Genomic DNA, 25,238 nt, shown 5'->3' with positions numbered 1-25,238 from the left:
CGGCGGCCAACCGAAATCCCGCTCTGGCGCGAAACCGTCCCATCCAGTTCATGCCCCTGCAGATCGTCCACCATCCCGACTACGACGCCGGCTTCGCGACCAGTCATCGCTTTCCGATGAGCAAATATCCGCTGCTGATGGAGGCCTTGCGAGCACGCGGCCTGGCCGGAGCCGGGACGCTCAACACAGCCGAACCCGCGCCTGCGTCGTGGCTTAAGCTCGCCCATGCGACAGATTATGTCGAGCAGGTCATCGGTTGTTCGGTCCCTGAAAAAATCGAGCGCGAGATCGGCTTTCCGGTCGGCCCGCGCGTCTCGTTGCGCGCGCAGCTTGCCGCCGGTGGCACGGTGGCGGCGGCGCGGCTTGCCTTGCGTCACGGCATCGCCTGCAACACCGCCGGCGGCAGTCATCACGCGCGGCGCGCGCAAGGCGCCGGCTTCTGCACTTTCAACGACGTCGCCGTCGCCTCGCTGGTGCTGCTTGAGGAGGGCGCGGCACACAGTATCCTGGTGGTCGATCTCGACGTGCACCAGGGCGACGGCACGGCGGATATTCTGGGCGACGAGCCGCGCACCTTTACCTTCTCCATGCATGGCGAACGCAACTACCCCGCGCGCAAGATCGCCTCCGACCTCGACGTCGCCCTGCCCGACGGCACGGGCGACGCCGCCTATGTCGAAAGGCTCGATACCATCCTGCCGGAGCTGTCGGCCAGGGCGCGTTGGGACATCGTCTTCTACAATGCCGGCGTCGACGTCCATGCCGAGGACCGGCTCGGCAGGCTGTCGCTTTCCGACAAAGGCCTGCGCGCCCGCGACAAGATGGTCATCGGCCATTTCCGGGCGCTCGGCATTCCCGTCTGCGGTGTCATCGGCGGCGGCTATTCCACCGATGTGCCGGCACTTGCCGCGCGCCACGCCATCCTGTTCGAGGTCGCATCGGGCTATGCCTGAAGGTCACTTCCGGTAGTTGGCGATCCTGAGCAGGATGAAGGCTGGCACCACGATTGCGGCACCGAGCAGGATGTAGCCGAGGAAACGGTCGATGGCGTGGAAGCCGAGATTCCATAGATCAATGAAGAACTTCTGGATGCCGTAGAACACGTCCATCGGCGACCAACCGAAAGCGTTCATGACCAGGCCGACGAGAAAGGATACCACCAGCAGCTTCAGAACAATCCTGAGCGGCGAGTCGCCGAGAAAGCGCGTCAGTGCGGACAAGGCCGTCTCCCGATTGAGATGCCCCGACTCATGGGCACCCGCGCAGAGATACGTGCTTGGCGGCCATCCATCAAGCCGGCAGGGGCCGGCGCGGGGGAATTGATACGCCGCGATCAGATGTTGGGCGCCATCGGGAGTCCGGACCGCTCAAGCATCAGGCCGTGCGGCTTCCGGAAGGCTGAAATTCTTAAATATGAGTAAACAATTTCATTTTAATTTGTTGAAAATAAAGCACAAAATCGTCATTCTCCAGTTTTGCGCAATGTGCGTGCAATTTTCGCTTGCGAGATATCGGGCGTCTTTCAGGTGACGGACCACGGCGCTCTGCCCCGCCACAGCCGGTTAAACCCGGTCCCCGCAACCGCGCAGCCATCCCTGAAAGACGCTGATCGGAGCCTGACCGCCGAAGGGTCGGGGTCCTCAACAGTTAACCAGCGTGTCGGACACCGATGCGCGTTCGTGTTGGAGTAATGTTGTGCCCCCTCAAGCAAAGATCGTCCTGACGGCGAGTGCCCTCGCCCTATGTCTTCTCCGGCCAGCGACGGCCGCCGACCTTTCCCCCACCTATAATGATCCCCCCGCCTTCCAGTGGAGCGGCGCCTATGTCGGCATCCACGGCGGTACTGCGTTCACGGGTATGCCGAACCCGTTCGCCGGTCGAAACGGCTTCAGCGGCGGCGTCCAGGCCGGCTACAACCAGCAGATGGGCCCGGCGGTTCTCGGCGCCGAGATCGAAGGTTCCTATCTAGGCGGCGCCGAACACGATGTCCGGGGCGGCAAGATCAAGGAAAAATGGCGCGGGGCGGCCAAGGCGAAGGCCGGCTTGAGTTTCGACCAGACGCTGCTGTTCGGAACCGGCGGCGTGGCCATGACTAGGTTCGACAAGGGTGACGGCGTCAGGAGCAGCGACGGCTGGAAGATCGGTTACCTCGTCGGCGCCGGCATCGAGCAGGGCTTCGCCGGCGGCCTCTCGGCCAAGGTCGAGTACGACTATGTCCGCACCCCCGGCGTGGAAACGACATCGGCGCTTGGCGGATCCAAGGAAACGATCGGCAGCCATGAGTTGAAAGCCGGCATCAACTACCGGTTCTAAACGGCAAGTGACCGACCTCGATCGCGCGATGGCCGCAACGGCATCGCGCGATTTTGTCCGGACGTCTCCTCGATGCAAGGAGCATTCGATCCTTGTCGCAATGTCGATGTAATCTTCGCAATCTAGGTCCCCTCGCGTGAATTTTCACCACGGGAATCAGCAATGTCCACGCATCGCCCCCTACGGACGACCAAGCTATTGTTCATTGCGATCGCACTCGCTTTGGCGGGCTGCGCCTCCGACATCATGAAGAACTATGTGGGACAACCGGTCGAATCGGTCGTTCTGGATTACGGTCCGCCAACGGCGGTCGTCGACCTCGGCCAGGGAGAGCGCGCCTATCAGTGGCGCCAGGTCTCGACGTCAGCGGTTTCCGGAACATCCAGCGGCGAGGTTCGCCACACAAAACACGGAACCATCTATGAAGAGACCGACACGCCCGGCTATATCGAGCGTCAGGAATGCTTCTACACATTTTACGCCCGCGCTTCCGGCGACCGCTGGTTCATCACCAATTTCCGCCGGCCAAAGCTGGAATGCGAATGAACGGCGGCGCTGCAAATCCTGTGGCGGCGGCTAAAGGAGAACGCCGATGCGCGTCCTGCTGATCGAGGACGAACCGGAAATGGCGTCCGTGCTGAAGGCCGCTCTGGAGCGTCTGGACATCATCGTCGATCATGCCGCGACCTTGGCCGACGCCGAGGCGGTGGCTCGTCTGGGCCATCACGACGCCGTGGTGTTGGACCGCCGGCTGCCGGATGGTGACGGCCTCAGCCTGATCCCGCGCCTGCGTGCCTTGCATCTGGATGTGCCTGTCATCGCGCTGACGGCGATGAGCGGGTTGGACGACCGGGTTGCCGGGCTTGATGCCGGCGCCGACGATTACATGGTCAAGCCCTTCGCCACGGTGGAACTCGTCGCGCGGCTCCATGCCCTGCACCGGCGCTCGTTCACCTCGCGCGCCAACCGGACGACGGTTGGCCGCCTCACCTATGATTTCCGCCATCGCGAGGCGCTGGTCGCGGATCAGACGCTCGATTTGCCACGGCGTGAAAGGCTGGTGCTTGAAACGCTCATCCGCCGGCCGGGCCGGACCATCATGCGCGGCGCACTCGAGGAGGCCGTCTACGCCCTGGACGACGAGATCGGCTCGAATGCGCTCGACGCGCATGTCTCGCGGCTGCGCCGCAAACTCGAAGATGTCGCCGCCGGCATCGAGATCCGGGCGATCCGCAACCTTGGTTACCTCCTGCGGGCGGCGTCGTGAAAAAGGTGCGCCCGCGCTCGCTGCAATGGATCCTGGTCCGCCGGCTGATCCTGCTGCAGGCCGCGACGCTGCTCCTCTTCATCGTGTTGTGCTCGGCAGCGCTTTGGATCGCCAATCCGAGCCTGCTCATCGACAACGAGGCTGCCGTCGCGGCCGTCAAGGATGCCGTCGACCGCGACAAGGACGGCGGCCTGATTGTGCGCGAAACGGACGATCTTGCCGCGTTTCGCCGGAGCTTCCCCAATGTCTGGTACATCGTTCGCGACGATCGGGGACAGAGCGTCCGTTCCGGCACGATACCGGATGTCTACACCAAAGACTTCGGCGGCCTGCTCGGCGAGGCAGACCACGCCACGATCGGATTCTCCGACAAGGACACGCGGCCGGAAGCCTATATCGAAAACACTTCGACCCGGGCCGGCGCGGTCCAGATCATCGCCGCGACGCAGTCCTCGCGCCAGGAGACCGACGGGCTCGAGATCAACATTTCGGCCACGGTGGAGGTCGCCCGGTATCCGGACGGCAGCAGGAACTGGGAGCGCGCGCTGCCGGCGCTTGCGCTCGTCATCGCGATCCTGCTGTTGCCCATCGTCCTCGTCATGGGCGCGATCACGCTGGTGACGACACCGGCCGTCGTGCGCCGCTCCTTTGCCGGCCTGGTCGAAACCGTCCGCCAGGCTGCCCGCCTCGACATCGGCACCCGCGCGATGCAGTTGCCGGTCAAGCACGTGCCGCAGGAAATCGCGCCGCTGGTGCATGCCTTCAACGATGCTTTGGCCCGCCTCGCGCAGGGGTACGACCGGCACAACCGTTTCCTCACCGACGCGGCCCACGAATTGCGCACGCCGATCGCCATCCTGCGCACACGCGCCGAGTTGCTGCGGCAGGAGCCGCAAAGCGCGCGGCTGCTGCATGACATCGAGCGCTTGTCGCACCTCGCGCAGCAACTGCTCGACCATCAATTGCTCGACCGCCCATCGGACCAGCGCGAGATCGTCGATCTCGACGATCTGGTCAGACGGGTGGCGGCCGACTTCGCGCCGCTCGCCATCGAGGCCGGCTACGACCTTGCCTTCGAGCCTTCGCCCAACAAGACACGCGTCGAAGTCAACGTGCTGCAGATCGAGCGGGCGCTCGCCAACCTAGTGCGCAATGCCATCGAGCATGGCGGCGGCGGCGGCACCATCACGCTTGCGATCGACAGGACTGGCGGCATCGAAGTGCGCGACGAAGGCCCGGGCATCCCCGTGGAAGAGCGGGAGAATGTCTTCGAGCCCTTCTATCGCCTGCAGCCGCAGTCGCGCGGGGCGGGGTTGGGGCTGAACCTCGCCCGGCAGATCGCTCTGCTGCACGAGGGAACAATCCGGATCCTGGCGGGCTCATGGCGCGGTGCCCGCATCCGCATGGAACTACCGGTTCGCTCGTGACACGTGCCATCGGCGCCCCAAAAGCGTGGCGGCCGCGCGACCCCCGGCTTACCTGTTTTCTGTTTTCTAACCAATTGCCGCTATTGCCATTCCAAAGCGGGAGCCAGGCTTTGGTGGGAACGGGAAAAATCGGCGCGCACCGCGCACCCATGTTGTCGGTGGTCGTGCCTTGCTACAATGAGCGCGACGGCGTGGCGGAGCTTCATCGACGCGTCAGCGCGGCATGCCTCGAGCAAAGCCTCTCCTACGAGGTCGTGCTCGTCATCGATGGAGCGACCGACGGAACCCGTGAGGCCGTTTTCGAACTGGCCGAAAAGGACGACCATGTGGTCGCCATCGACCTTGCCCGCAACTACGGCCATCAGATCGCCTTGAGCGCTGGGCTGGAATTCTGCCGCGGCCAACGCATTCTCATCCTCGACGCCGACCTTCAGGATCCGCCCGAACTATTGAGCGCAATGATGGCGAAAATGGATGAAGGCTTCGACGTGGTCTACGGCCAAAGGGTAAAACGGGAGGGCGAAAGCTGGTTCAAGCTGGCCTCCGCCTCGATGTTCTACCGCCTGCTCGGCCGGATGGTCGATGTCGAGATCGCGCCGGACTCCGGAGATTTCCGGCTGATGAGCCGGCGCGCGCTGGACCATCTGATCGCGATGCCCGAACGCTACAGGTTCATTCGCGGCATGGTGAGCTGGATCGGGCTGAGGCAGGCCGCCTTTCCCTATGAACGGCAGCGGCGCTTTGCCGGCGCAACGCACTACCCGCTGAAGAAGATGGTTCTTCTGGCGGTCGACGCTATGACCAGCTTTTCGATCGTGCCTTTGCGCTTCGCTTCGCTGCTGGGCATGATGTTCGGCCTGCTCGGCCTGGTCGTGCTTGGCTATACGCTGTTCGAATGGTCTATCGGCAATGTTCTGCCGGGCTGGACGAGCCTTGCCGCGATCATGCTTATCCTGGGCAGCGTCCAGCTTCTGGTGCTGGGCATTTTCGGCGAGTATCTCGGCCGCATGTACATGGAGACGAAGCGGCGACCGCTTTATTTCGTCAACGAGATCGTTTCACGAAGCCAGGCGGCGGCCGAGGACCAGGACCTGCCGGTCCACCGCCTCCAGGAAATAGTGAAACGGGCGGCGCGTCGTTGAGGTAAGGGTCGACCGTGGGTAACGGGAACGCCATGGGCAGGATATGGTCGACTGTTCCGGCCGGCTTTTCGCGGATGCTGCGGTTTGGCGCGGTCGGGCTGCTCAACACAGCACTGGGCTATTGTCTTATCCTGGCTGGGCTGAAGCTGGGCCTTGGCGACATCGCCGCCAACATGACCGGCTATGCCGGCGGTCTTGTCCTTGGCTTCTTCCTCAACCGCCGCTGGACCTTCGGCCGTGCAGGCGGTTTTCGCTCCGGCACGGCGGTGCGGTATGCGCTTGCCTTCGTTGTGGCTTATACCGCAAATCTGACGATAGTGGTCGCCGCCATGTCCGCCGGCGTCGTCGAAAATCCGTTTGTCCACCTGGCGGGAAACTGCCTCTACTCGGTCCTCTTCTATCTCGGCTCGGTCCGTTTCGTCTTCGTCGGCGCGGCAAAGGACACTGTCTTGGTCGCGATCGACATGAAATCCCCTGGAGCGGCGACATGAACAAGGTCGAGGCAATCGTTCCGGTGTTCTCGCCGCTCGAGGACGCACAGCGCGCCAGGCTGATATTCTGCCTGATCGGCGCCGGTGTCATGGCGACGGTTCTGGCAACCTTTGCCAGCGCAACCCTGCAGGACCCCGACAGCTGGTGGCATGTCAAAGTGGGGCTGGATTTCCTGGCAAACGGAACGCTTCCGACCGTCGACACCTATTCCTACACCTTTGCCGGCCAACCGTGGATCGCCAAGGAATGGCTAGGGCAGGTTCTGCTGGCCCTTGCCTACAGCGCGGGTGGCTGGAACGGCGTGGTCACGCTGATCATCGGCACGATCTGTCTCGCGGTCTTCCTGTCGGGATGGTTCCTCAGCGCGCACCTGAAACCGGTCCTGGCCGTAGCGCTGGCATTCGTCGCGGCGTTCCTGATCAGCCCGATCTATACGGCGCGCCCGCACGTCTTCACCTTGCCGATCATCGTCGTCTGGACGACGATGCTGTTTCGTGCCGCGCAGGACGAGAAGGCGCCGCCGCTCTGGCTGCTCGGCCTGGTCGTATTGTGGGCGAACCTGCATGCCACGTTCACCCTGAGCTTCATCATCGCCGCCTTCGCCGGCCTCGATCTCCTGGCGCGCACCGGCCTGTCGAAACCCGCACTATTGGCGAAGTGGGTGGCGTTTGGCCTGCTCTGTCCGTTGGTCAGCCTGATACACCCTTATGGCGTGCAGGCCATCCTGGCCACGCTCACCGTCGCCTATGGCAATGAGGCGGTGCCGCTGATCCTGGAGTGGCGGCCGTTCAATGCCCAGGAACAGGTCCTCCAGGAAGCCGCGATACTGCTGGCCTTTTTCGGGCTTCTGACATCGAGGCTACGGATCGGCTGGGCCAAGGCGTTGTTCATCGTCTTCACCTTGCACGTCTACCTTTCGCATCTGCGGTTCGTCTATCTGTTCTTCCTGCTTGTTCCCCTGGTGGTCGCGGTCGAGGTCGCGCGCCAATATCCCGCCCTGTCCGCAGGCGCCTGGCTGAAAGAAGAGCGCGACGGACTGGAAAAATTCTTCGCCAGCCGGTTCCATCTGCTCTGCGGCGCGACGGCGGTGTCGCTGGTCGTTGCGATGCTTGCGCTCAACAATGCCTACCAGGTCGCGCCGAGCCCGAAGACATCAGCCGGCGGCGCCCTTGCGTTCGCCAGGGATCACCACCTCGCAGGCAATGTGCTGAATTCCTACAATTTCGGCGGCACACTGATTTTCCACGACATCAAGACCTATGTCGACGGCAGGACGGACCAACTGTTCCTGGGCGGGTTCACGAAAGCGGATGAGGCGACGGGGCAGACGGGCGGAAAACCACTGCTCGAGGCGCAGTTGAAGAAATACGCCATCGGCTGGGCACTGCTTACAGCCGCGGATACCCGCATCCCCTTCTTCGCCGAGTTGGGCTGGAAGCGGGCCTATGCCGATGACTATGCCGTGATCTACCTGCCGGCAACCTGATCGGGTGCTTCCAAACCGGCTTCGCCGGCGTTCAAGGCATGGCGTTCCGGCTTGACACTCATGTTGCAGTGCAGCAAAATCGTTTCGCAGAGGAGAGCCTGTGAACCCCACGGCGTCACGATTTTTCGCACAACCAAGGCATCGTCGCATGAGCGGCGTGGCATGCTTCGCACGAGATCGGCGGGCCGCGAGCCGCGGACTGTCCGAATGAACTACAGGCGCGACATCGACGGCCTGCGGGCCGTTGCCGTGCTGCCCGTGGTGCTCTTTCATTTTGGCGTGTCCGCCATCCCAGGGGGATTCACCGGCGTCGATATTTTCTTTGTCATATCGGGCTATCTGATCAGCGGCAGCTTGCTGGATGATCTCGAGCGCGGCCAGTTTTCGATAGGCCGCTTCTACTGGCGCCGCGCACGGCGCATCCTGCCGGCGCTGACCTTCGTCATCCTGCTTGCAAGCATCGCGGCATGGTTCATCCTCCTGCCGTCGGACCTGCACGAGTTCAGCCTCAGCGTGATCGCTGCCTCGACCTTCTGGTCGAACATCTATTTCTGGAAGACGACGAACTATTTTTCGATCGACGCCGAACTGCGGCCGCTGCTGCACACATGGTCGCTTTCGGTCGAGGAACAGTACTACATCTTCGCGCCGATCCTGGTTTATCTGATCTATCGCTATGCCTCGAAGCGCTGGCTGACGATACTTCTGCCCATCACCATCGGCAGTTTTGCCCTGGCGGTGATGGCGACCACGCTGGCGCCGACCGCCGGCTTCTACCTGCTGCCGACACGCATCTGGGAACTGGCGCTGGGCGCCATGCTGATGCTGAAAAGGCCGCCGCCACTTGCCAGCCGGCCGGCGACGGAACTGATCGGCTTGGCCGGCTTTGCACTGCTCGGCTTCGGCTTCCTGACGATCTCGGAGAGCGACCCGTTTCCGGGCTATAACGCCCTGTTTCCCTGCGTCGGAACGGCCCTGCTGATCTATGCGGGCCAGAACCATGCGAACCGACCCGTGCCCCTCGCCACGCGTGTGCTTCAGTTCGCCCCGATGGTCTGGATCGGCCTCATCTCCTATTCGCTCTACCTTGTTCACTGGCCGATCAACTCCTTCGTCCACTACCTCTCGCTGAAGGCCATCTCGGTGCCGATGATCGTCGCGATGACGGTGGCCAGCGTCGCCCTGGCGACCTTCTCGTGGAAATATGTCGAGCAGCCTTTCCGGCGGAAGCGGGCCTTCACCGCCCCGTTGCCGATCTTCGCCTTTTCGGCGACGGCGATCGCCCTGCTGTGTGTCGGCGGTCTGGCCGGTGTGCTGGGCAAGGGCTTTCCGCAGCGGTTCCCGGATTTCTCGACGCAACGGATCCTGGTGGGCGACTGGCGCAACGGTGTCTGCTTCAATGAGGGTGCGAGCCGGATCGAGGATTGGAACCTTGCCGACTGCACGCGCACGCACGGCTTTGCCACCAATGTGCTGCTGTGGGGCGATTCCTTCGCGGCTCACTACGTATCGGGCCTGGAAGCCAACGCGCAGAAAATCCAGGCCAACGTCGTCCAATATACCTATGCCGGCTGCCCACCCAACCTGAGCTATTTTTCCTATGCCCGGCCGGCCTGCACCCGCTTCAACGAACGGGCGCTGTCGATCATCCGCGATGCCAACATCCAGGCGGTGATCCTGAGCGGTCGATGGACCGACTACCAGGCCAGGGGCTTCGACGGCCTGCAGACGACGATCGACCGGCTGCGCGACATGGGTGTCAAGGTCTATGTCATCGGCCAGTCTCCGGAGTTCATCGCCGACGTCCAGAAGATCGCTTTCTTTGCAAAACACGAGGGCGCCGCGAATACATCCTGGCCGATGGCCATGGATCCCGACATCAACAAGCAGGTGCAACTCTTCGCCAACGGCGCGACCTTCATCGACCCGCTCACCTATCTGTGCGACGCCACCGGTTGCTCCTATGCGGATGCCGGCAGCAAGCAATTTCTCTATTTCGACTATGGCCATTTCTCTTCCGCCGGCGCGACGCTGGCCATCTCGAAATACTGGCCGAGCTTCGCCGCCGGCGGCGAAGTCGCAAAGGCCAGGGAACCAACGCCGACCGTCACCGGTGAGCTGGCGAAGCCCGCCTTGTGAGACCGGTTTGCGATTGCCCGAGGCCATGCCGTCATGATAACGAGGCTGCAGCGCGGGTATGATGTAATGGTAGCCTGTCAGCTTCCCAAGCTGAACGCGCGGGTTCGATTCCCGCTACCCGCTCCAGCTTGATGCGAAAAGCCGATTGCCTAGCCCGGCCCCTGTCCGATTGGCAGCACTATCGGGATTCCCCCTAGGCCTGTCCGGTTAGCATCTGCTTCTTGAGGAGGAACCGGGCGAGATTGTTGATGTTCCGCGGCGCCACCTTCCTGGGCAGATGCGCCAGGAGGTCTTCCGATTTGACGTCGTTGCGGAACCGCTCCGCCCAGTCTTCGGTGAGATCGTCCCGCTGCAGGCGTAAATTCGTTTCGAACTCTCCGTCCGGCATTTCAACCGACAACTGCCGGGCCACCGACGCAACGTACGGCCGAGGATCGTCCAACAAATCCTCATAAAAAAAGTGATCGTATGCCAGGTCGGCCAGCCGCAGGTAAGCTTCCCAGAAGGCATAGCTCTGCTCGATCAGGAAATAGGCCTGGCAGATGCCGGCGAAGTCGTATCGCGGAACCAGATCGGCGCCGTCCATCGTACTTTTCCAGTGCCCCGACGCCTTTGCCCGGCAATAGGAAATCGCCTGGCGAAGGCGGTCCCGCCGCTCCAACAGGACCAAGCCCATGGCATGGCGCCGGCTGCATTCAGCGAGGAAGTCAACTCCATATCTGGCCTGCGACCAGTGAAGATGCCGCGGAAACAGTTTCACGGCGAACGTGCCGTTTGCGGTTCCGCCGCGATCGATCACGGCGGACATCAGGTCATCGAAGGATTTCGGCTTGCACCCCAGATTGGCCGTATCGAGCCACTCGGCCGACTTGCCCAACAATCCCGTGCTGTTCGTGAGACTGCCAAGCCATTCGGAGCCGCTGCGGGCTTCGGTCAGTATGGCGACGCCCTTCATGCGTGCCGCTTCTCCGCGGCACGCATGATCTTGATTGCAGAATGCCGTTCTTCTTGATGGTCCCTCGGCATGGTCAAAGCTCCGCTTTAAACAGGCTTCAACGGACAAAGGCTCATATGGTTCCGCCGATTCGGCGGCAGCTAGGCAAAAGTGCGAGTCCCAAACACGTTACAGTTGGGTAATCAACGCCGGACTTGAATAGCCTGAACACAGGTGCCGGCCACCTGCGGTGGCCGGCTTATGCGTCAGCAAGAAGAGATTACAGCCATACGCGGAGCCAGACGCGCTCGCGCCAGCAGCGGGTACGGCGGCGGCCATGGCGCCAGTAGCTGCGGCAAACTCGTCTCCAGCCGCGGCGACGCCCGTGGCGACGACGCCAGTAGCCATCGTGGCCATGATGGCGGCGAAAATGCCAGTCGCGATGCGAGACCTGCTCTACCTCGACCGCTTCATCCCCTTCGAAGACAGCCGGATCCGGCTTGTCCAGTTCATCGAGAATTCCGTTTCCCTGGGGAACACCGGCTACCGCGCGGCCGGGTCCGGCCACGCTCGCAAACGCCGCTGCCCCCGCGAGGCCAAGCATTCCAGTAAGAAACAACCGACGTTCCATAAAAACCTCCCGAGTTGTTAATCGTCGACACCTCGTTTCCTCGCCCGCAACGGGCTCCAGCGCGCATGCCGAACAGTTTGAACGCGCGGCAGCGGTTCTCGTTCCATCACCCCACTTCGCGCAGGATGAAATCATGCAGCATTTTGGCAGCCGGCGACAGTACGCGATTCCTGACGGTGATCAGGCTGTAAGGCCTGACCTCGATGTCGAATTCGGTTTGGACGACATCGATGGCGCCGGCAAGCCCGTCCGGGTTCTGGATGAACTTCGCCACCTGCACCGAGACCGGCGCGATGGCATCGGATTGCGCGACCATGACCAGCGTGAGCAGCAGCGAACTGGTGTTCAAGATCCGGTCCGGCAGCGCGATGTTGCGGTTCAGGAAGTTGCTCTCCATCGCCTGACGCAAGGGCGAACCGCCCGACTGGAACACCCAGTCATAGGCAGCGGTGTCTTCCAGCCGCACCACATTGCCTCCGGCGAGCGGGTGGCCGCGGCGCACGATCAGGCAGGCCTTCTCGACGCCGATCACACGGGATTCGAACAGTCGTGGATTGAGGTCGTCGGGAATGCGGGCGATGATGAAGTCGTGGCGCGAGCCGATCAGCTCGCGGGCGAGCACGTTCGACGTCTCGACCTGCATGGTGATCTCGATGCGCGGGTAGATGCGGCGGATTTCACGGATCGCCGGCACCGCCAATTCGATCGCCGGCGCGGTCACGGCGCCGAGGAACACCGAACCGCCCTTGCCAGCCTTGAGCTCGGCAATCTCGCGGTCGGCTTCGCGCATCTCGAGCAGGATCGAGCGGGCCCGCCTGGCAAGCGCCTGGCCATAGGGAGTGAGGGTCACTCCGCGCGGCAGCCGTTCGCACAGCTTCACGTCGAGCACCGCCTCCATCTCGGCAATCATGCGCGAAGCGGCCGGCTGGGAGATGTTCATGACCTGGGCCGCGGCGCTCACCCGTCCGTGATCGTCGAGGGCGGCGATCATGCGCATGTGGCGCAAGCTCAAACCACTGCGCAGGAGTGTCTCACCGTCTCCCGGGAGCTTCTCGTAACTTACTGGAATCGCATCGGGATCGCGCAATGCCGCCATGATCTCCAGCTTTCTCGCCGATTGCTTTCCGGATGCTAGATCATACCGGTTTCGATATAGCAACCACCAAAGATCGCATTTGACAGTTATGGCAAAGGGACCCACCCTTCGCGCGTTCCGGGACGCAAGGGTCGGTGGCGATCAAAATCGTATCGATTGAAACTGCGTCGCGGAGCCGATTGGGAGGATACCGGAGATCGATAATGCCGACAGCGGCGCGTTTGCGCTCCTGTCTGGCTGCGCGGCCCGCGAAGCCCCGAGGTGTCGCGTCCATCAACCAGGGAGAGTAATGTGAAGATTATCAAGACGCTGGCCGCCGTGGCGGCCCTTGGCATCGCTGCCATGACCTATCAGGCGCACGCGGCCGACAAGGGTCTTGTCGGCGTGCTGATGCCGACCAAGACCTCGCAACGCTGGATCAATGACGGCGACGCCGTCAAATCCCAGCTCGAGGCGCTCGGCTACACTGTCGACCTGCAATACGCGCAGGACGACATCCCCAACCAGCTCAGCCAGCTGGAAAACGAAATCACCAAGGGTCCGAAGGCGCTGATCATCGCCTCGATCGACGGCACCACCCTGTCGGATGCGCTGCAGAAGGCCAACGACGCGGGCGTCGTCGTCGTCGCTTATGACCGCCTGATCAAGAAGACCAAGAATGTCGACTATTACACCACCTTCGACAATTTCGGCGTCGGCGTGATCCAGGCAAATTCCCTGGTCAAGGGCCTCAAGGAGCGTTTCCCGAACACCAAGCCGTGGAACGTCGAACTGTTCGGCGGCTCGCCCGACGACAACAACGCCTTCTTCTTCTACAATGGCGCGATCTCCGTCCTGCAGCCGCTGATCGACGACGGCTCGATCAAGATCAAGTCCGGCCAGACCGGCATGGACAAGGTCGGCACGCTGCGCTGGCTCGCCGCCACCGCCCAGGCGCGCATGGACAACCTTCTGTCGGCCAACTACTCGGACGGCAGCCGCGTCGATGGCGTTCTGTCACCCTATGACGGCCTGTCGCGCGGCATCACCGCCTCGCTGCGCGCTGTCGGTTACGGCACCGACGCACAGCCCTGGCCGATCGTGACCGGTCAGGACGCCGAGACCGCCTCGGTCAAGCTGATCATCTCGGGCGAGCAGTACTCGACCGTGTTCAAGGACACCCGCGAACTGGCCAAGGCCACGGTGCAGCTGGTCGACAAGGTGCTCTCCGGCGGCAAGCCGGAAGGCCTCGACGAAAAGACCTACAACAACGACGTCAAGGTGGTTCCCTCGATCCTGCTGACGCCGCATGAGGTCGACAAGTCGAACTACCAGGCCCTGGTCGTCGACTCCGGCTACATCAAGGCCGAAGACCTGAAGTAATCCCGGTTACAAAGGCAGGGGTCCTGCGCGACGCAGGGCCCCTTTTCGTTCACAAGCGGCCCCGGTATTGTCTCTGCCGGCCTAGAGCCATTCCCGGAAATTGCGCAGCGGTTTTCCGTCAGGAATCGCCTAAGAAAGAAAGTCTAGGAGGAGCTTGCCCTGATGACCTCGACGATTTTGGAGATGCGCGACATCACCAAGACGTTCCCCGGCGTGAAGGCGCTGTCGAACGTCAACCTCCACGTCGAGGAAGGCGAAATCCATGCCGTGGTCGGCGAGAACGGCGCCGGAAAATCGACACTGATGAAGGTGCTTTCGGGCGTCTATCCCTCCGGCACCTATGATGGCCAGATCATCTTTCAGGGCCAGGAATGCCAGTTCAAAGGCATTCATGACAGCGAACACAAGGGCATCGTCATCATCCACCAGGAGCTCGCGCTGGTGCCGATGCTGTCGATCGCCGAAAACATTTTCCTCGGCAACGAGCAAGCCAGATACGGCGTCATCGACTGGGACGCCAACGAGGCGCGCACGGCCGAGCTTTTGAAGAAAGTCGGGCTCAAGGAAGACCCCAAGACGCTGATCACCCATATCGGCGTCGGCAAGCAGCAGCTGGTCGAGATCGCCAAGGCGCTCAGCAAGGAAGTGAAGCTGCTGATCCTCGACGAGCCGACAGCATCGCTCAGCGAGAAGGACAGCCAGGCGCTGCTCGATCTATTGCTCGAGTTCAAGCGGCAGGGCATGACCTCGATCCTGATCTCCCACAAGCTCAACGAGGTGAACCGCGTCGCCGACAAGGTGACGGTGATCCGCGACGGGCGCACGATCGAGACATTGCCGAGGAAGGACATCAGCGAGGACCGCATCATCACCTCGATGGTCGGCCGATCCCTCGACGATCGCTACCCGCCGCGCGAACCTAGCATCGGCGACGTCATTTTCGAGGTCAAGGACTGGTCCGTCTACCACCCGATCCATGCCGAACGGCAAGTGATCAAGAGCATCGACCTCAAGGTGCGCAAGGGCGAAGTTGTCGGCATAGCGGGACTGATGGGCGCCGGTCGCACCGAATTCGCCATGAGCCTGTTCGGCCGCTCCTATGGCCGGCGCATCAGCGGCGAGGTGCTGCTCAACGGCAAGCCCGTGGACCTTTCCACAGTGGGCAAGGCCGTGCAGAACGGCATCGCCTATGTCACCGAGGACCGCAAGACCTACGGGCTGAACCTCATCGACCATATCAAGCACAATGTGACGCTGGCCAACCTCGGCGGCGTTTCCAGTGGCGGCGTGATCGACGATATGCGCGAAATGAGCGTCGCCAACGACTATCGCAAGAAGACCAATATCCGTGCCTCCAGCGTCTATCAGCTGACCGGCAATCTGTCGGGCGGCAACCAGCAGAAGGTGGTGCTTTCGAAATGGCTGTTCGCCGACCCGGAAGTTCTGATCCTCGATGAGCCGACGCGCGGCATCGACGTCGGCGCCAAGTACGAAATCTATACAATCATCGCTCGCCTCGCCGCCGAGGGCAAAGCAATCATCGTCATCTCGTCTGAAATGCCGGAATTGCTCGGCATCACCGACAGAATCTATGTCATGAACGAAGGGCGCATCGTCGGCGAAATGGCGGCAAGCGACGCCAGCCAGGAAAAAATCATGCGCGCCATTGTTCGCGGAGAAGGAAAAGCATCATGAGCACAGACAGCGCTCCCGCACCCCAAAGCGGCACCGCCGAGGACGTCAAGCAGGGTCCTCGCGTCGCCGTCTCGGCGCTGACGACGAACCTGCGCGAATACGGCCTGATCATCGCGCTGATCGTCATCATGCTGTTCTTCCAGTACACGACGTCGGGAACGCTGTTCAAACCGGTCAACCTCAGCAACCTGGTGCAGCAGAACTCGTTCATCATCGTGATGGCGCTCGGCATGCTGCTGGTCATCGTCGCCGGCTATATCGATCTCAGCGTAGGATCGGTCGCCGGCTTCATCGGCGCGCTTGCCGCCATGATGATGGTCATCTGGCCGCTCGGCATATTCAGCAATCCGCTCGTTGTCTCGATCGTCTGCCTCATCGTCGGCGGGTTGATCGGTGGCGCGCAAGGGTACTGGATCGCCTATCACCGCATACCAAGCTTCATCGTGACGCTCGCCGGCATGCTGATCTTCCGCGGCATCTGCCAGGCGCTGCTTGGCGGCGGCTCCTCGGTTGGCCCGCTTCCCGACAGTTTCAAGGCGCTGAGTTCCGGTTTCATCCCCGATGTGATCGGCCCGCTGACCCTGATCCCGCCGACGGTGAACGCGGCCGGCAAGACCGTTTTGGGCAGTGGCCTGACGCTTCACATGACGACAGTCGTGCTGGGCCTGATCGCGGTGCTCGCCTACGCCTATTTCGGCTTCAGGACGCGACGCAAGCGCGAACTCCACGGTTATGAGGCCGAGCCTTTCACCCTGTTCGTCATCAAGACCCTGGTCGGCAGCGCACTGGCGCTCTTCCTGGTCTTCCAGTTCGCGACCTATCGGGGCCTGCCGATCGTGCTGCTGGTGATGGGCGTGCTGATCTCGCTGTTCGTCTTCGTCACCAAGCGCATGACCATCGGCCGCCGCATCTACGCCATGGGAGGCAACGCCAAGGCGGCGCAACTGTCGGGCATCAACACCGAAAGGCTGACGCTCTGGGTGTTCGTCAATATGGGCGTTCTGTCGGCGCTCGGCGGGCTGATCATCGCCGCACGTCTCGGCCAGGCCGTGCCGGCGGCCGGCCTCGGCAGCGAGCTCGACGTGATCGCGGCCGTCTTCATCGGCGGCGCCTCGGCGATGGGCGGCGTCGGCCAGGTCATCGGCGCGGTGGTCGGCGGCTTCATCATGGGCGTGATGAACAACGGCATGTCGATCATGGGCGTCAATGTCGACTGGCAGCAGGTGGTCAAGGGCCTGGTGCTGCTCGGGGCCGTGATCTTCGATGTCTACAACAAGAACAAGGCTTGAGGGCCGGGGGCGAGGACTAGGAGGCATACGGGTTCTAGATCGCGAGGCTGCCGGCAGCCCGTCGGCACCAAGAAGTCCGGGGAAGGACCAGGCTCGCGAACGCAATCCGGACGAAGCGTTTCAACCGTGGCGCGTTTCCGCGCCGCGCCGGTTAGGATTTGCCCATCGGCAGCCGGATACAGATAAATGAGAGAGGACTGATCATGCTGATCTCGCAGATTCTCGACGACGCCGAGACGATCCGTGTCGTTGCCCGCAGCGGCGGGAAGACCCGGATCATCAACGGGGCGCGCAGCGTCTATTCGCTGGCGATGGAGGCTGCCCGCACCGGCGTCGGCCTGGCCGCCCTGATCGAACGCAAGGGGCTTGGCGAGACGATCGATCTCGACGCCGCCTACAAGCGGGGGCGCCTGCTGTCGCCGATCAACCACCCCGACCCGGCGCATCTGCACTTGACCGGCACCGGGCTGACGCATCTGGGGTCGGCCGCGACGCGCGATTCCATGCACAAGAAGCTCAGCACCGACGGCGAGGAGCAACTCACCGATTCCATGAAGATGTTCCGCATGGGACTGGAAGGCGGCAAGCCCGCGAAAGGCCAGGTCGGCGTGCAGCCGGAATGGTTCTACAAGGGGAACGGCACCATGGCAGTCGCGCCTGGCGCGGCGCTCATGTCACCGGCCTTTGCCAAGGATGCCGGCGAGGAACCAGAGGTCGCCGGGATCTATGTCATCGGCGATGACGGGGCGCCATTCCGCGTCGGCTTCACCTTGTCGAACGAATTCTCGGACCATGTGACCGAGCGCGTCAACTATCTCTTCCTAGCCCATTCCAAGCTGCGCAATGCCTCCTTCGGCCCGGAGATCCTGATCGGAGACCTGCCTTCGGACATCCGCGGCACGTCGCGTATCCTGCGCGACGGCAAGGCATTGTGGGAGAAACCCTTCCTGTCGGGTGAAACGAACATGTCCCACACCATCGCCAATCTCGAACACCACCACTTCAAATATTCGGCCTTCCGCCAGCCTGGCGACGTGCATGTGCATATGTTCGGCACCGCGACGCTATCCTTCGCCGACGGCATCAAGACGGAGGCCGGCGACGTGTTCGAGATCGAGGCCGGGGACTTCGGACTGCCGCTGCGCAACCCGCTCGAGATCGAAAAGCCGGTGAAGGTGTCGGTGAAGGCGCTTTGAAGCCATGAGCGCGTGATTCCCCTCTCGTGGGGAATGGCTGGCAAGCCAGAGCGGGGCGCTGTCCCGCCGATCTAGCAATAGGTTCCAGTCACGCCTTCGGCTCTCAACAGATCGCGGGATGAATGAGGGCAGCAACCCTTCGCGTCCGCTCTGCCCTGCCGGGCTTCTCTTCCACAAGGCCCCTCGTGGGGGGATCGGCAGCTTCGACCTTAGCGCACGGCGCGGAAATGCTTCGACAGCTTCAGGCCCTGCGCCTGGTAGTTCGAGCCGAGATCGGTGCCGTAGAGCGCCTGAGGTCGCTTCAGCATATGCTCGTAGACCAGCCGGCCGACGATCTGGCCGTGGTCGAGAATGAACGGCACTTCATGGCTGCGCACTTCGAGCACCGCCCGGCTGCCGGTGCCGCCGGCCGCCGAATGGCCGAAACCCGGATCGAAAAAGCCGGCATAATGGACACGAAACTCGCCGACCAGCGGATCGAACGGCGTCATCTCGGCGGCGTAGAGCGGCGGCACATGCACCGCCTCCTGGCTGACGAGGATGTAGAACTCGTCGGGATCGAGCACCAGTTCGCCGGCGCGGCTCTTGTGGATCGGCTCCCAGAAGTCGAGGACATCCTGCGCGGCGCGCTTGTCGACATCGACGAGGCCGGTGTGGTGCTTGCCGCGATAGCCGACCAACCCATCCTTGTCGCCATTGAGGTCGATCGACAGCGCGATGCCGCCGCCGGAAATGTTCGGCGGCTCCGTGGCGACCAGCATCTCGGCACGATGCAGCTCATGCAACTCGGCTTCCGAAAGCAGCGCGTTGCCGGTGCGAAAGCGGATTTGAGACAGGCGCGAACCCGTGCGCGCGATGATCGGAAAGGTGCGCGGGCTGACCTCGAGATAGAGCGGACCGTTGTAGCCGGCGGCGATCTTATCGAACTCATGGCCCCGATCGGTCATGACGCGGGTGAAGATGTCGAGCCGCCCGGTCGAGCTCTTCGGATTGGCCGAGGCCGAAATGTCAGCCGGCAGGGCCAGACTTTCGAGCAGCGGCACAATATAGACGCAGCCGGTTTCGAGGACCGCGCCTTCGGTCAGACTGATCTCGTGCAGTTGCAGCCGATCGAGCTTTTCCGACACCTTGTGGTTGGGACCGGGCAGGAACGAGGCGCGAACCCGCCAGGCCTTTTCGCCCAATCTGAGATCAAGGCTCGCCGGCTGGATCTGGTCGGCATCAAGCGCGCGCGGCGACTTCAGCGCGCCGGACCGGAACAGCGCCGATATGTCCTGATCGGGAAGAATGCCTGTCTGCCGCAAAGTCTGGCTCCGCCCCAAGACTGGTCTCTTTCGTTTGCAGGTTCTTGTTTGTTGCAGGTTCTTGCCGCAAAACCGCGGGGCACTTCTGCGGAACCTGCCTTGGTACAAACGTCTTAATGAAGCCGGCAATTGACGCAAGCGTGGCGCGGGTCTAAAGGGTCGTTATCCCGTGGTGATTTGGCCGGTCGGCTTGCAGCCACGTTAAACAAGTCGCTAAAGGACCGTCGGGCCGCAAGGCCGTATGGACCGGTTGCGACTTTCGCGGCCGGTTTTTTTGTGTCTGGAACAAAGCGATGAGCACCAAGAAGCGCAACTGGAAACCTCAGACGGCACTCGTGCATGGCGGAACCCTGCGTTCCGGCTTCGGCGAAACCTCCGAGGCGATGTACCTGACCCAGGGCTATGTCTATCAGACGGCGCAGGCCGCCGAGGCCCGCTTCAAGGGCGAAGAGCCTGGTTTCATCTATTCGCGCTACGCCAACCCGACCGTCGACATGTTCGAAAAGCGCATGTGCGCGCTTGAAGGCGCCGAAGACGCGCGCGCCACGGCGTCGGGCATGGCGGCGGTGACGGCTGCCCTTCTGTGCAGCGTCAAGGCCGGCGACCACATCGTGGCCGCGCGCGCGCTGTTCGGCTCCTGCCGCTGGGTGGTCGAGACGCTGGCGCCGCGCTATGGCATCGAGGCGACCTTGGTCGACGGCACCGAGATCGCCAATTGGGAAAAGGCGGTCAGGCCGAACACCAAGCTGTTCTTCCTGGAAAGCCCGACCAACCCGACGCTCGAGGTCGTCGACATCGCCGCCGTCGCCTCGCTTGCCAATTCGATCGGCGCGCGGCTGGTCGTCGACAATGTCTTTGCCACGCCGCTGCAACAGAAGCCGTTGCAGCTTGGTGCGCACATCGTCGTCTACTCGGCCACGAAGCACATTGACGGCCAGGGCCGCTGCCTGGGCGGCGTCATCCTGTCGGACAAGAAGTGGATTGACGAGAACCTGCACGACTATTTCCGCCACACCGGTCCCAGCCTGTCGCCGTTCAACGCCTGGACGCTGCTGAAGGGCCTGGAAACCTTGCCGCTGCGCGTGCGCCAGCAGACCGAGAGCGCCGGCAGGATCGCCGACTTCCTGGCCGGGCAGCCGCAGATCGCCCGCGTCATCTATCCCGGCCGCGCCGACCACCCGCAGGCCGATATCGTCAAGAAGCAGATGTCGGGTGGCTCGACGCTGATCTGCCTCGACGTCAAGGGCGGCAAGCCGGCGGCCTTCGCCCTGCAGAACGCCCTCGACATCGTGCTGATCTCGAACAATCTGGGCGATGCCAAGAGCCTGATCACCCATCCGGCGACGACCACCCACAAGAACCTCAGCGATGAGGCCCGCGCCGAACTCGGCATCGGGCCAGGTACGCTCAGGCTGTCGGTCGGCCTGGAGGATACGGACGACCTGCTGGAAGATATCGCGCAAGCCTTGAAGGCCGCCAAATAGGTTTCGTCCAGGCAGCGTCGTCAGCAGCGATCAAGCGCTCGATGGCGTCTCCTCCAGTTCCGCCGTCTTGGTGCGGATGGTCATGGCGTTGCCGCGCCAGTCGACGGCGCCGCCGAGCCAGCCGCGCGCCCAGATGGCCGGGAGCATGACGTCCCGCGCGACCGTCGCCGCGATCATGCCCGTCGAGACGTGCCAACCCTTGGCCAGGGCCAGAGCGCATTCCGGAAGATAGAACGCCGCCAGCACGGCAATCGCGGTTGCCCAGAGACTGACGCCGGCGCTCGCCGCGGCAATCAGCGCAAGAGCCAACGGGACCGCCGCGCCAGTCAGGATCTCGGGCGCGAAGAACAGCGGGAAGGTGACGCGGCGCAGGCGCGCCCAGCGGGCCTGGCGCGACCAGATCTCGCCAAACGTGCGCTGGCCGAGCGGCTGCTCGAAGGGCGCCGCAACGAGGTTGACACGCAGGCCGAGGCCGTTCACCAGCTTGGTCGCGGCGGCGTCCTCGGCGATCTCGGCGGCCAGCGCGCGGATGCCGCCATTGGCGTCCAGCATCGGCTTGTTCCACAGCATGCTCTTGCCCTGCGCGAAGCCGAGGCCGAGCGCCTCGCCGGCATACTGCCAGCGGGCCTGCAATGTGTTGAGGAAGGCGCATTCGACGTCGGCCCAAAAACCATCTGGCCGGGAGCCGATCGGCGTCGAGCAGACAAGGCCGGTACCGTGCTGCCACGCCGCCATCATGTGCTCGACATAGTCCCTCGGCATCAGAACGTTGGAATCGGCAAGAATGACCCAGTCGTGGCGCGCCGCTTCCCAGCCTTTGACGCAGTTGTTGAGCTTTGGATTGGCACTGACACGGTCGTCGCCGATCAACAGCCGGGCCGGCACCTGCGGAAACCGGGCAATCGCCCTGTTTATCAGTTTGACCACCGGGTCGTCGGCATGGGCGACGCAGAAGATCAGTTCGTAGCGTGGCCAGTCGAGCGCGAAGGCGCGTTCCAGCGTCTCATGTGTGAATGGCTCGACGCCGCGCGACGGGACGACAATCGACACCGCCGGCGATCTGCCCGCCGGCGGGGCAATCGTGGTGCGCCGTTTCAGCTGTGAAGCGGCAAGCAGGATGCTGGCAGCGTTTGAGAGGATGAGTGCGGTCGAAAGCGAGGCGGATATGAGAGTGAGTTCCATCGAGATCTGGTCACTCCGGAAGTCGGCCCGCGTCGCGGCCGTTTTCAACAGTTCGACAGAGGGCCGAGTCGCCCGGTTCGCGCACACCACCATTGTCGTGTGTCACTTAAATGACATTCTTTGCCGGCACCTGCGTTTCAATCCCAGGCGCGACAAGACGCGCACGTTGACCTGCTCACCGCGAGCGTCGAAAGTCGTCGGATTGTTTTGGAGCCGCTCATGTACCGCGCCGTGACGCGCAACATCGAAGTGCAGGTCAGGCCATTCTATCTGGAGGATCGTTCGGATCCCCAGGAGAACCGCTACGTCTGGGGCTATCAGATAACGATCGACAACCAGTCTGACGAGTTCGTGCAGCTTCTGTCGCGCTATTGGCACATCACCGATGGTGCCGGCCGGATCGAGGAAGTCCGCGGGCCGGGCGTTGTCGGCGACCAGCCGGAACTCAATCCCGGCGACAGCTATCAGTACACGTCCGGCTGCCCGCTCTCGACACCCTCCGGGATCATGGTCGGACGCTACACGATGCGCAACAAGCGCGGCGAGACGTTCGACATCGCCATCCCAGCCTTCTCGCTCGATCTGCCGGGGACAAGGCGCACAGTGAACTGAGGGCCGACGGTCGCGCCGCCCCTCATCCGCCCTTCGGGCACCTTCTCCCCGCGGAACGGAGAGAAGGAAAGGCTTTACTGAGCCGCAAACTCGGCTGGATCGAAGTCGTACTGCGTCGAGCAGAATTCGCAGGCGACATGGATGCCGCCATCCTCGGTGCTGTCCTTGATCTCCTGCGCGGAGAAGCCTTCGAGGATGCCACGGATCTTGTCGCGGGAGCATGAGCACTGGTCGGCCACGGGAACGCCGCCGAAGACGCGCACGCCATGCTCATGGAACAGACGATACAGCAGCCGCTCGGCGCCGATGGTCGGGTCGATCAATTCGGTCGGCTCGATGGTGCCGAGCAAGGCCAGGAGTTCCTGCCAGGAATTATCGGCCGGATCGTGGACTTCCTCGCGCGGATCGCCGTCCCCACCCGGCAGGTCCGGAATGCGCATGCGCTCGGGCGATTGCGGCAGGAACTGCGCCAGGATGCCGCCGGCGCGCCATTGCTCGCGCGCGCCGCCGACCCCGGGCGTCAGCAGCTTGGCGACCGAGAGCCTGATATCGGTCGGGATCTGTTCCGACTGACGGAAATAGGTGCGCGCCGCGTCTTCCAGCGTTTCGCCGTCGAGCTGGACGATGCCTTGGTAGCGCTGGGTATGGGCACCCTGGTCGATGGTCAGCGCCAGCACGCCGCTGCCAAGCAGCGTCTGCTGGGACGTCTCGCCTGCCGCGACCAGTGCTTCGAGCCGATCCGCATCGAAGCGTGCATAGGCACGCAGTGCCGAGGGCGTGGAGAAGTCCGCGACCAGCATGTCGACAGGCCCGTCGGTGCGGGTCTGCAGGATGAACTTGCCTTCGAATTTGAGCGAGGTGCCGAGCAGAACGGTCAGCACACAGGCTTCCGCCAGCAGGCGGGCGACCGGCTCGGGATAATCGTGGCGGCCAAGGATGGCGTCGAGCATCGGCCCAAGCTGGACCGTGCGGCCGCGCACGTCGAGCGGACCGACCTCGAAGGGAACGACGTGATCGTCGCCGGCGTAGCCGAACTCGCCGAGTTTGGGGTGATGTTCAGTCACTTGATGGCTTTCCAACATGACAAAGCTCCAGGGCGCGGCCATGCGGCCCTGGTGGGCACATGCGTCCAAACGCGCTTGATTTGCGTGATGCGGCGCAGATAGGCATCGCGCCGCCGCAGATCAAGCGCCTGGGCATTTCAGGCGCCTGGGCATTTCGGGCGCCCAAGACACTTCAAGCCCCAAGACACTTCAAGCACCAAGACACTTCAAGCACCGAGGCACCAGGCAAGCACTGCCTTCTGGGCATGGAGCCGGTTCTCGGCCTCGTCGAAGACCACCGAATGCGGCCCGTCGATGACCTCGTCGGTCACTTCCTCGCCGCGATGGGCCGGCAGGCAGTGCATGAACAATGCATCCGGCTTGGCCTTGGCCATCAGCGCCGCGTTGACCTGATAGGGCGAGAAGACATTGTGCCCGCGAGCACGGTGTTCCTGTCCCATCGACACCCAGCAATCGGTGACGATGCAGTCGGCCTGGTCGACGGCTTCCTCGGGCGAGCGGGTGAAATGCAGCTTGCCGCCATGCGCCTTGGACCAGTCGACATGCTTCTGCGCCGGTTCGCTGCCTTCGGGCACGGCGACGTTGAGATTGAAGCGGAACCGTGCAGAGGCCTCGAGCAGCGAGTGCAGCACATTGTTGCCGTCGCCGGTCCAGGCAATCGTCTTGCCGGCCACCGGACCGCGATGCTCCTCGAAAGTCATGATGTCGGCCATCAGCTGGCAAGGGTGGGTGTCGTCGGTCAGTCCGTTGATCACCGGAACGGTGGCATTCTCGGTCAGCTCCAGCAGCCGCTCATGCGAGGTGGTGCGGATCATGATCGCATCGACGTAGCGCGACAGCACCTTGGCGGTGTCGGCGATTGTCTCGGAGCGGCCGAGCTGCATCTCGGTGCCGGTCAGCATGATGGTCTCGCCGCCGAGCTGGCGCATGCCGACGTCGAAAGAAACGCGCGTGCGCGTCGACGGCTTGTCGAAGATCATGGCCAGCACCTTGCCTTCGAGCGGCTTGCTCCGCTCGCCGGCCTTGAGACGCGCCTTTCGCGTCACCGCATCATCCAGCATGAAGCGCAAATCGCCTTCGGAAACGGTGGAAAGATCGGTGAAATGGCGAACTGACATCAGGA

At 63.0% G+C, this 25,238-nt stretch carries 23 protein-coding genes, 1 tRNA gene and 1 riboswitch; of the genes, 17 read left to right on the top strand and 7 right to left on the bottom strand.

Annotated elements, in window-relative coordinates; genetic code table 11:
* Positions 1 to 50 precede the first annotated feature (50 nt).
* Positions 51 to 953 carry a histone deacetylase gene (locus LB571_RS08530; protein WP_224593661.1) on the top strand — a complete coding sequence of 301 codons (903 nt, stop codon included), beginning with the start codon at positions 51 to 53 and terminating at the stop codon, positions 951 to 953.
* A gap of 3 nt (positions 954 to 956) precedes the next feature.
* Here the strand turns inward: LB571_RS08530 and LB571_RS08525 are convergent, their stop codons facing one another.
* Positions 957 to 1,220, bottom strand: a complete 264-nt coding sequence (locus LB571_RS08525; RefSeq protein ID WP_140614732.1) for a DUF6460 domain-containing protein — start codon at positions 1,218 to 1,220, stop codon at positions 957 to 959.
* A 475-nt stretch (positions 1,221 to 1,695) separates the two neighbouring features.
* On the opposite strand from LB571_RS08525, the gene LB571_RS08520 reads away from it, so the two are divergent.
* The 9 genes from LB571_RS08520 (at position 1,696) to LB571_RS08480 (ending at position 10,392) form a co-directional block, all read left to right on the top strand.
* A complete protein-coding gene (locus LB571_RS08520; RefSeq protein WP_224593657.1) occupies positions 1,696 to 2,313 on the top strand; it encodes an outer membrane protein in 618 nt (205 codons plus the stop codon).
* A gap of 162 nt (positions 2,314 to 2,475) precedes the next feature.
* Positions 2,476 to 2,859: a hypothetical protein gene (locus tag LB571_RS08515; protein ID WP_224593654.1), complete on the top strand. Its 384-nt coding sequence runs from the start codon at positions 2,476 to 2,478 to the stop codon at positions 2,857 to 2,859.
* Between the two features lie 46 nt (positions 2,860 to 2,905).
* Positions 2,906 to 3,580: a response regulator transcription factor gene (locus LB571_RS08510; protein ID WP_224593653.1), complete on the top strand. Its 675-nt coding sequence runs from the start codon at positions 2,906 to 2,908 to the stop codon at positions 3,578 to 3,580.
* The gene (locus LB571_RS08505; RefSeq protein WP_224593650.1) at positions 3,577 to 5,007 is read left to right on the top strand and encodes an ATP-binding protein; all 1,431 of its coding nucleotides are present in this window, start codon (positions 3,577 to 3,579) and stop codon (positions 5,005 to 5,007) included. Before LB571_RS08510 ends, LB571_RS08505 begins: the two co-directional genes overlap by 4 nt.
* 113 nt (positions 5,008 to 5,120) lie before the next feature.
* Complete coding sequence (locus tag LB571_RS08500) at positions 5,121 to 6,149, top strand: glycosyltransferase family 2 protein (RefSeq protein ID WP_224593647.1); 1,029 nt, start codon at positions 5,121 to 5,123, stop codon at positions 6,147 to 6,149.
* A gap of 32 nt (positions 6,150 to 6,181) precedes the next feature.
* The gene (locus LB571_RS08495; protein ID WP_224593644.1) at positions 6,182 to 6,640 is read left to right on the top strand and encodes a GtrA family protein; all 459 of its coding nucleotides are present in this window, start codon (positions 6,182 to 6,184) and stop codon (positions 6,638 to 6,640) included.
* Positions 6,637 to 8,127 (top strand): hypothetical protein, encoded by a 1,491-nt coding sequence (locus LB571_RS08490; RefSeq protein WP_224524566.1) that lies wholly within the window; start codon positions 6,637 to 6,639, stop codon positions 8,125 to 8,127. The genes LB571_RS08495 and LB571_RS08490 overlap by 4 nt, the downstream gene beginning before the upstream one ends.
* A 207-nt stretch (positions 8,128 to 8,334) precedes the next feature.
* Complete coding sequence (locus LB571_RS08485) at positions 8,335 to 10,266, top strand: acyltransferase family protein (RefSeq protein WP_140660689.1); 1,932 nt, start codon at positions 8,335 to 8,337, stop codon at positions 10,264 to 10,266.
* 52 nt (positions 10,267 to 10,318) lie between these two features.
* A tRNA-Gly gene (locus LB571_RS08480) sits at positions 10,319 to 10,392 on the top strand.
* A gap of 67 nt (positions 10,393 to 10,459) precedes the next feature.
* Here the strand turns inward: LB571_RS08480 and LB571_RS08475 are convergent.
* Entirely contained in the window at positions 10,460 to 11,221 is a 762-nt protein-coding gene (locus LB571_RS08475) for a Stf0 family sulfotransferase (protein WP_140614736.1), read from the bottom strand.
* A 364-nt stretch (positions 11,222 to 11,585) separates the two neighbouring features.
* Here LB571_RS08475 and LB571_RS08470 point away from each other — a divergent pair, with 364 nt between their 5' ends.
* Positions 11,586 to 11,852: a hypothetical protein gene (locus tag LB571_RS08470; protein ID WP_181171003.1), complete on the top strand. Its 267-nt coding sequence runs from the start codon at positions 11,586 to 11,588 to the stop codon at positions 11,850 to 11,852.
* A gap of 85 nt (positions 11,853 to 11,937) precedes the next feature.
* Here LB571_RS08470 and LB571_RS08465 read toward each other — a convergent pair whose 3' ends face one another.
* The gene (locus LB571_RS08465; protein ID WP_140722844.1) at positions 11,938 to 12,927 is read right to left on the bottom strand and encodes a LysR family transcriptional regulator; all 990 of its coding nucleotides are present in this window, start codon (positions 12,925 to 12,927) and stop codon (positions 11,938 to 11,940) included.
* Between the two features lie 291 nt (positions 12,928 to 13,218).
* Between LB571_RS08465 and chvE the strand changes: the two genes are divergently transcribed.
* The 4 genes from chvE to araD1 all read left to right on the top strand — a co-directional run bounded on the left by chvE (position 13,219) and on the right by araD1 (position 18,469).
* Complete coding sequence (gene chvE / locus LB571_RS08460; protein ID WP_015319282.1) at positions 13,219 to 14,289, top strand: multiple monosaccharide ABC transporter substrate-binding protein; 1,071 nt, start codon at positions 13,219 to 13,221, stop codon at positions 14,287 to 14,289.
* Between the two features lie 162 nt (positions 14,290 to 14,451).
* Entirely contained in the window at positions 14,452 to 15,984 is a 1,533-nt protein-coding gene (mmsA, locus tag LB571_RS08455) for a multiple monosaccharide ABC transporter ATP-binding protein (protein WP_140660687.1), read from the top strand.
* Positions 15,981 to 17,273, top strand: a complete 1,293-nt coding sequence (mmsB, locus tag LB571_RS08450; protein WP_015319284.1) for a multiple monosaccharide ABC transporter permease — start codon at positions 15,981 to 15,983, stop codon at positions 17,271 to 17,273. Before mmsA ends, mmsB begins: the two co-directional genes overlap by 4 nt.
* Before the next feature lie 203 nt (positions 17,274 to 17,476).
* The gene (gene araD1, locus LB571_RS08445; RefSeq protein ID WP_015319285.1) at positions 17,477 to 18,469 is read left to right on the top strand and encodes an AraD1 family protein; all 993 of its coding nucleotides are present in this window, start codon (positions 17,477 to 17,479) and stop codon (positions 18,467 to 18,469) included.
* Positions 18,470 to 18,678: 209 nt separating this feature from the next.
* On the opposite strand, the gene LB571_RS08440 is transcribed toward araD1, so the two are convergent.
* Positions 18,679 to 19,773, bottom strand: coding sequence for a 2'-deoxycytidine 5'-triphosphate deaminase (locus tag LB571_RS08440; protein WP_140713983.1), 1,095 nt, complete (start codon positions 19,771 to 19,773; stop codon positions 18,679 to 18,681).
* Positions 19,774 to 19,932: 159 nt separating this feature from the next.
* Positions 19,933 to 20,010, top strand: a riboswitch (SAM riboswitch).
* A gap of 56 nt (positions 20,011 to 20,066) precedes the next feature.
* Between LB571_RS08440 and LB571_RS08435 the strand changes: the two genes are divergently transcribed.
* On the top strand, positions 20,067 to 21,257 hold the full coding sequence (locus LB571_RS08435; RefSeq protein WP_015319287.1) for an O-succinylhomoserine sulfhydrylase: 1,191 nt from the start codon (positions 20,067 to 20,069) through the stop codon (positions 21,255 to 21,257).
* 30 nt (positions 21,258 to 21,287) lie between these two features.
* Here LB571_RS08435 and LB571_RS08430 read toward each other — a convergent pair whose 3' ends face one another.
* On the bottom strand, positions 21,288 to 22,439 hold the full coding sequence (locus tag LB571_RS08430; protein WP_224593642.1) for a ceramide glucosyltransferase: 1,152 nt from the start codon (positions 22,437 to 22,439) through the stop codon (positions 21,288 to 21,290).
* Between the two features lie 219 nt (positions 22,440 to 22,658).
* On the opposite strand from LB571_RS08430, the gene apaG reads away from it, so the two are divergent.
* A complete protein-coding gene (apaG, locus tag LB571_RS08425) occupies positions 22,659 to 23,051 on the top strand; it encodes a Co2+/Mg2+ efflux protein ApaG (RefSeq protein WP_224593639.1) in 393 nt (130 codons plus the stop codon).
* 74 nt (positions 23,052 to 23,125) lie between these two features.
* On the opposite strand, the gene LB571_RS08420 is transcribed toward apaG, so the two are convergent.
* Together LB571_RS08420 and argF are read right to left on the bottom strand one after the other, a co-directional pair.
* On the bottom strand, positions 23,126 to 24,157 hold the full coding sequence (locus LB571_RS08420; RefSeq protein ID WP_224593636.1) for an Hsp33 family molecular chaperone: 1,032 nt from the start codon (positions 24,155 to 24,157) through the stop codon (positions 23,126 to 23,128).
* Between the two features lie 164 nt (positions 24,158 to 24,321).
* Positions 24,322 to 25,233 (bottom strand): ornithine carbamoyltransferase, encoded by a 912-nt coding sequence (gene argF, locus LB571_RS08415; RefSeq protein ID WP_140660683.1) that lies wholly within the window; start codon positions 25,231 to 25,233, stop codon positions 24,322 to 24,324.
* Positions 25,234 to 25,238 lie beyond the last annotated feature (5 nt).

Origin of the sequence: Mesorhizobium sp. BR1-1-4, assembly GCF_020165375.1 — a bacterium.
Lineage (GTDB): Bacteria > Pseudomonadota > Alphaproteobacteria > Rhizobiales > Rhizobiaceae > Mesorhizobium > Mesorhizobium australicum.
The sequence above is the reverse complement of the archived record's forward strand: the minus strand, read 5'-3'. Positions and strand labels throughout refer to the sequence as shown.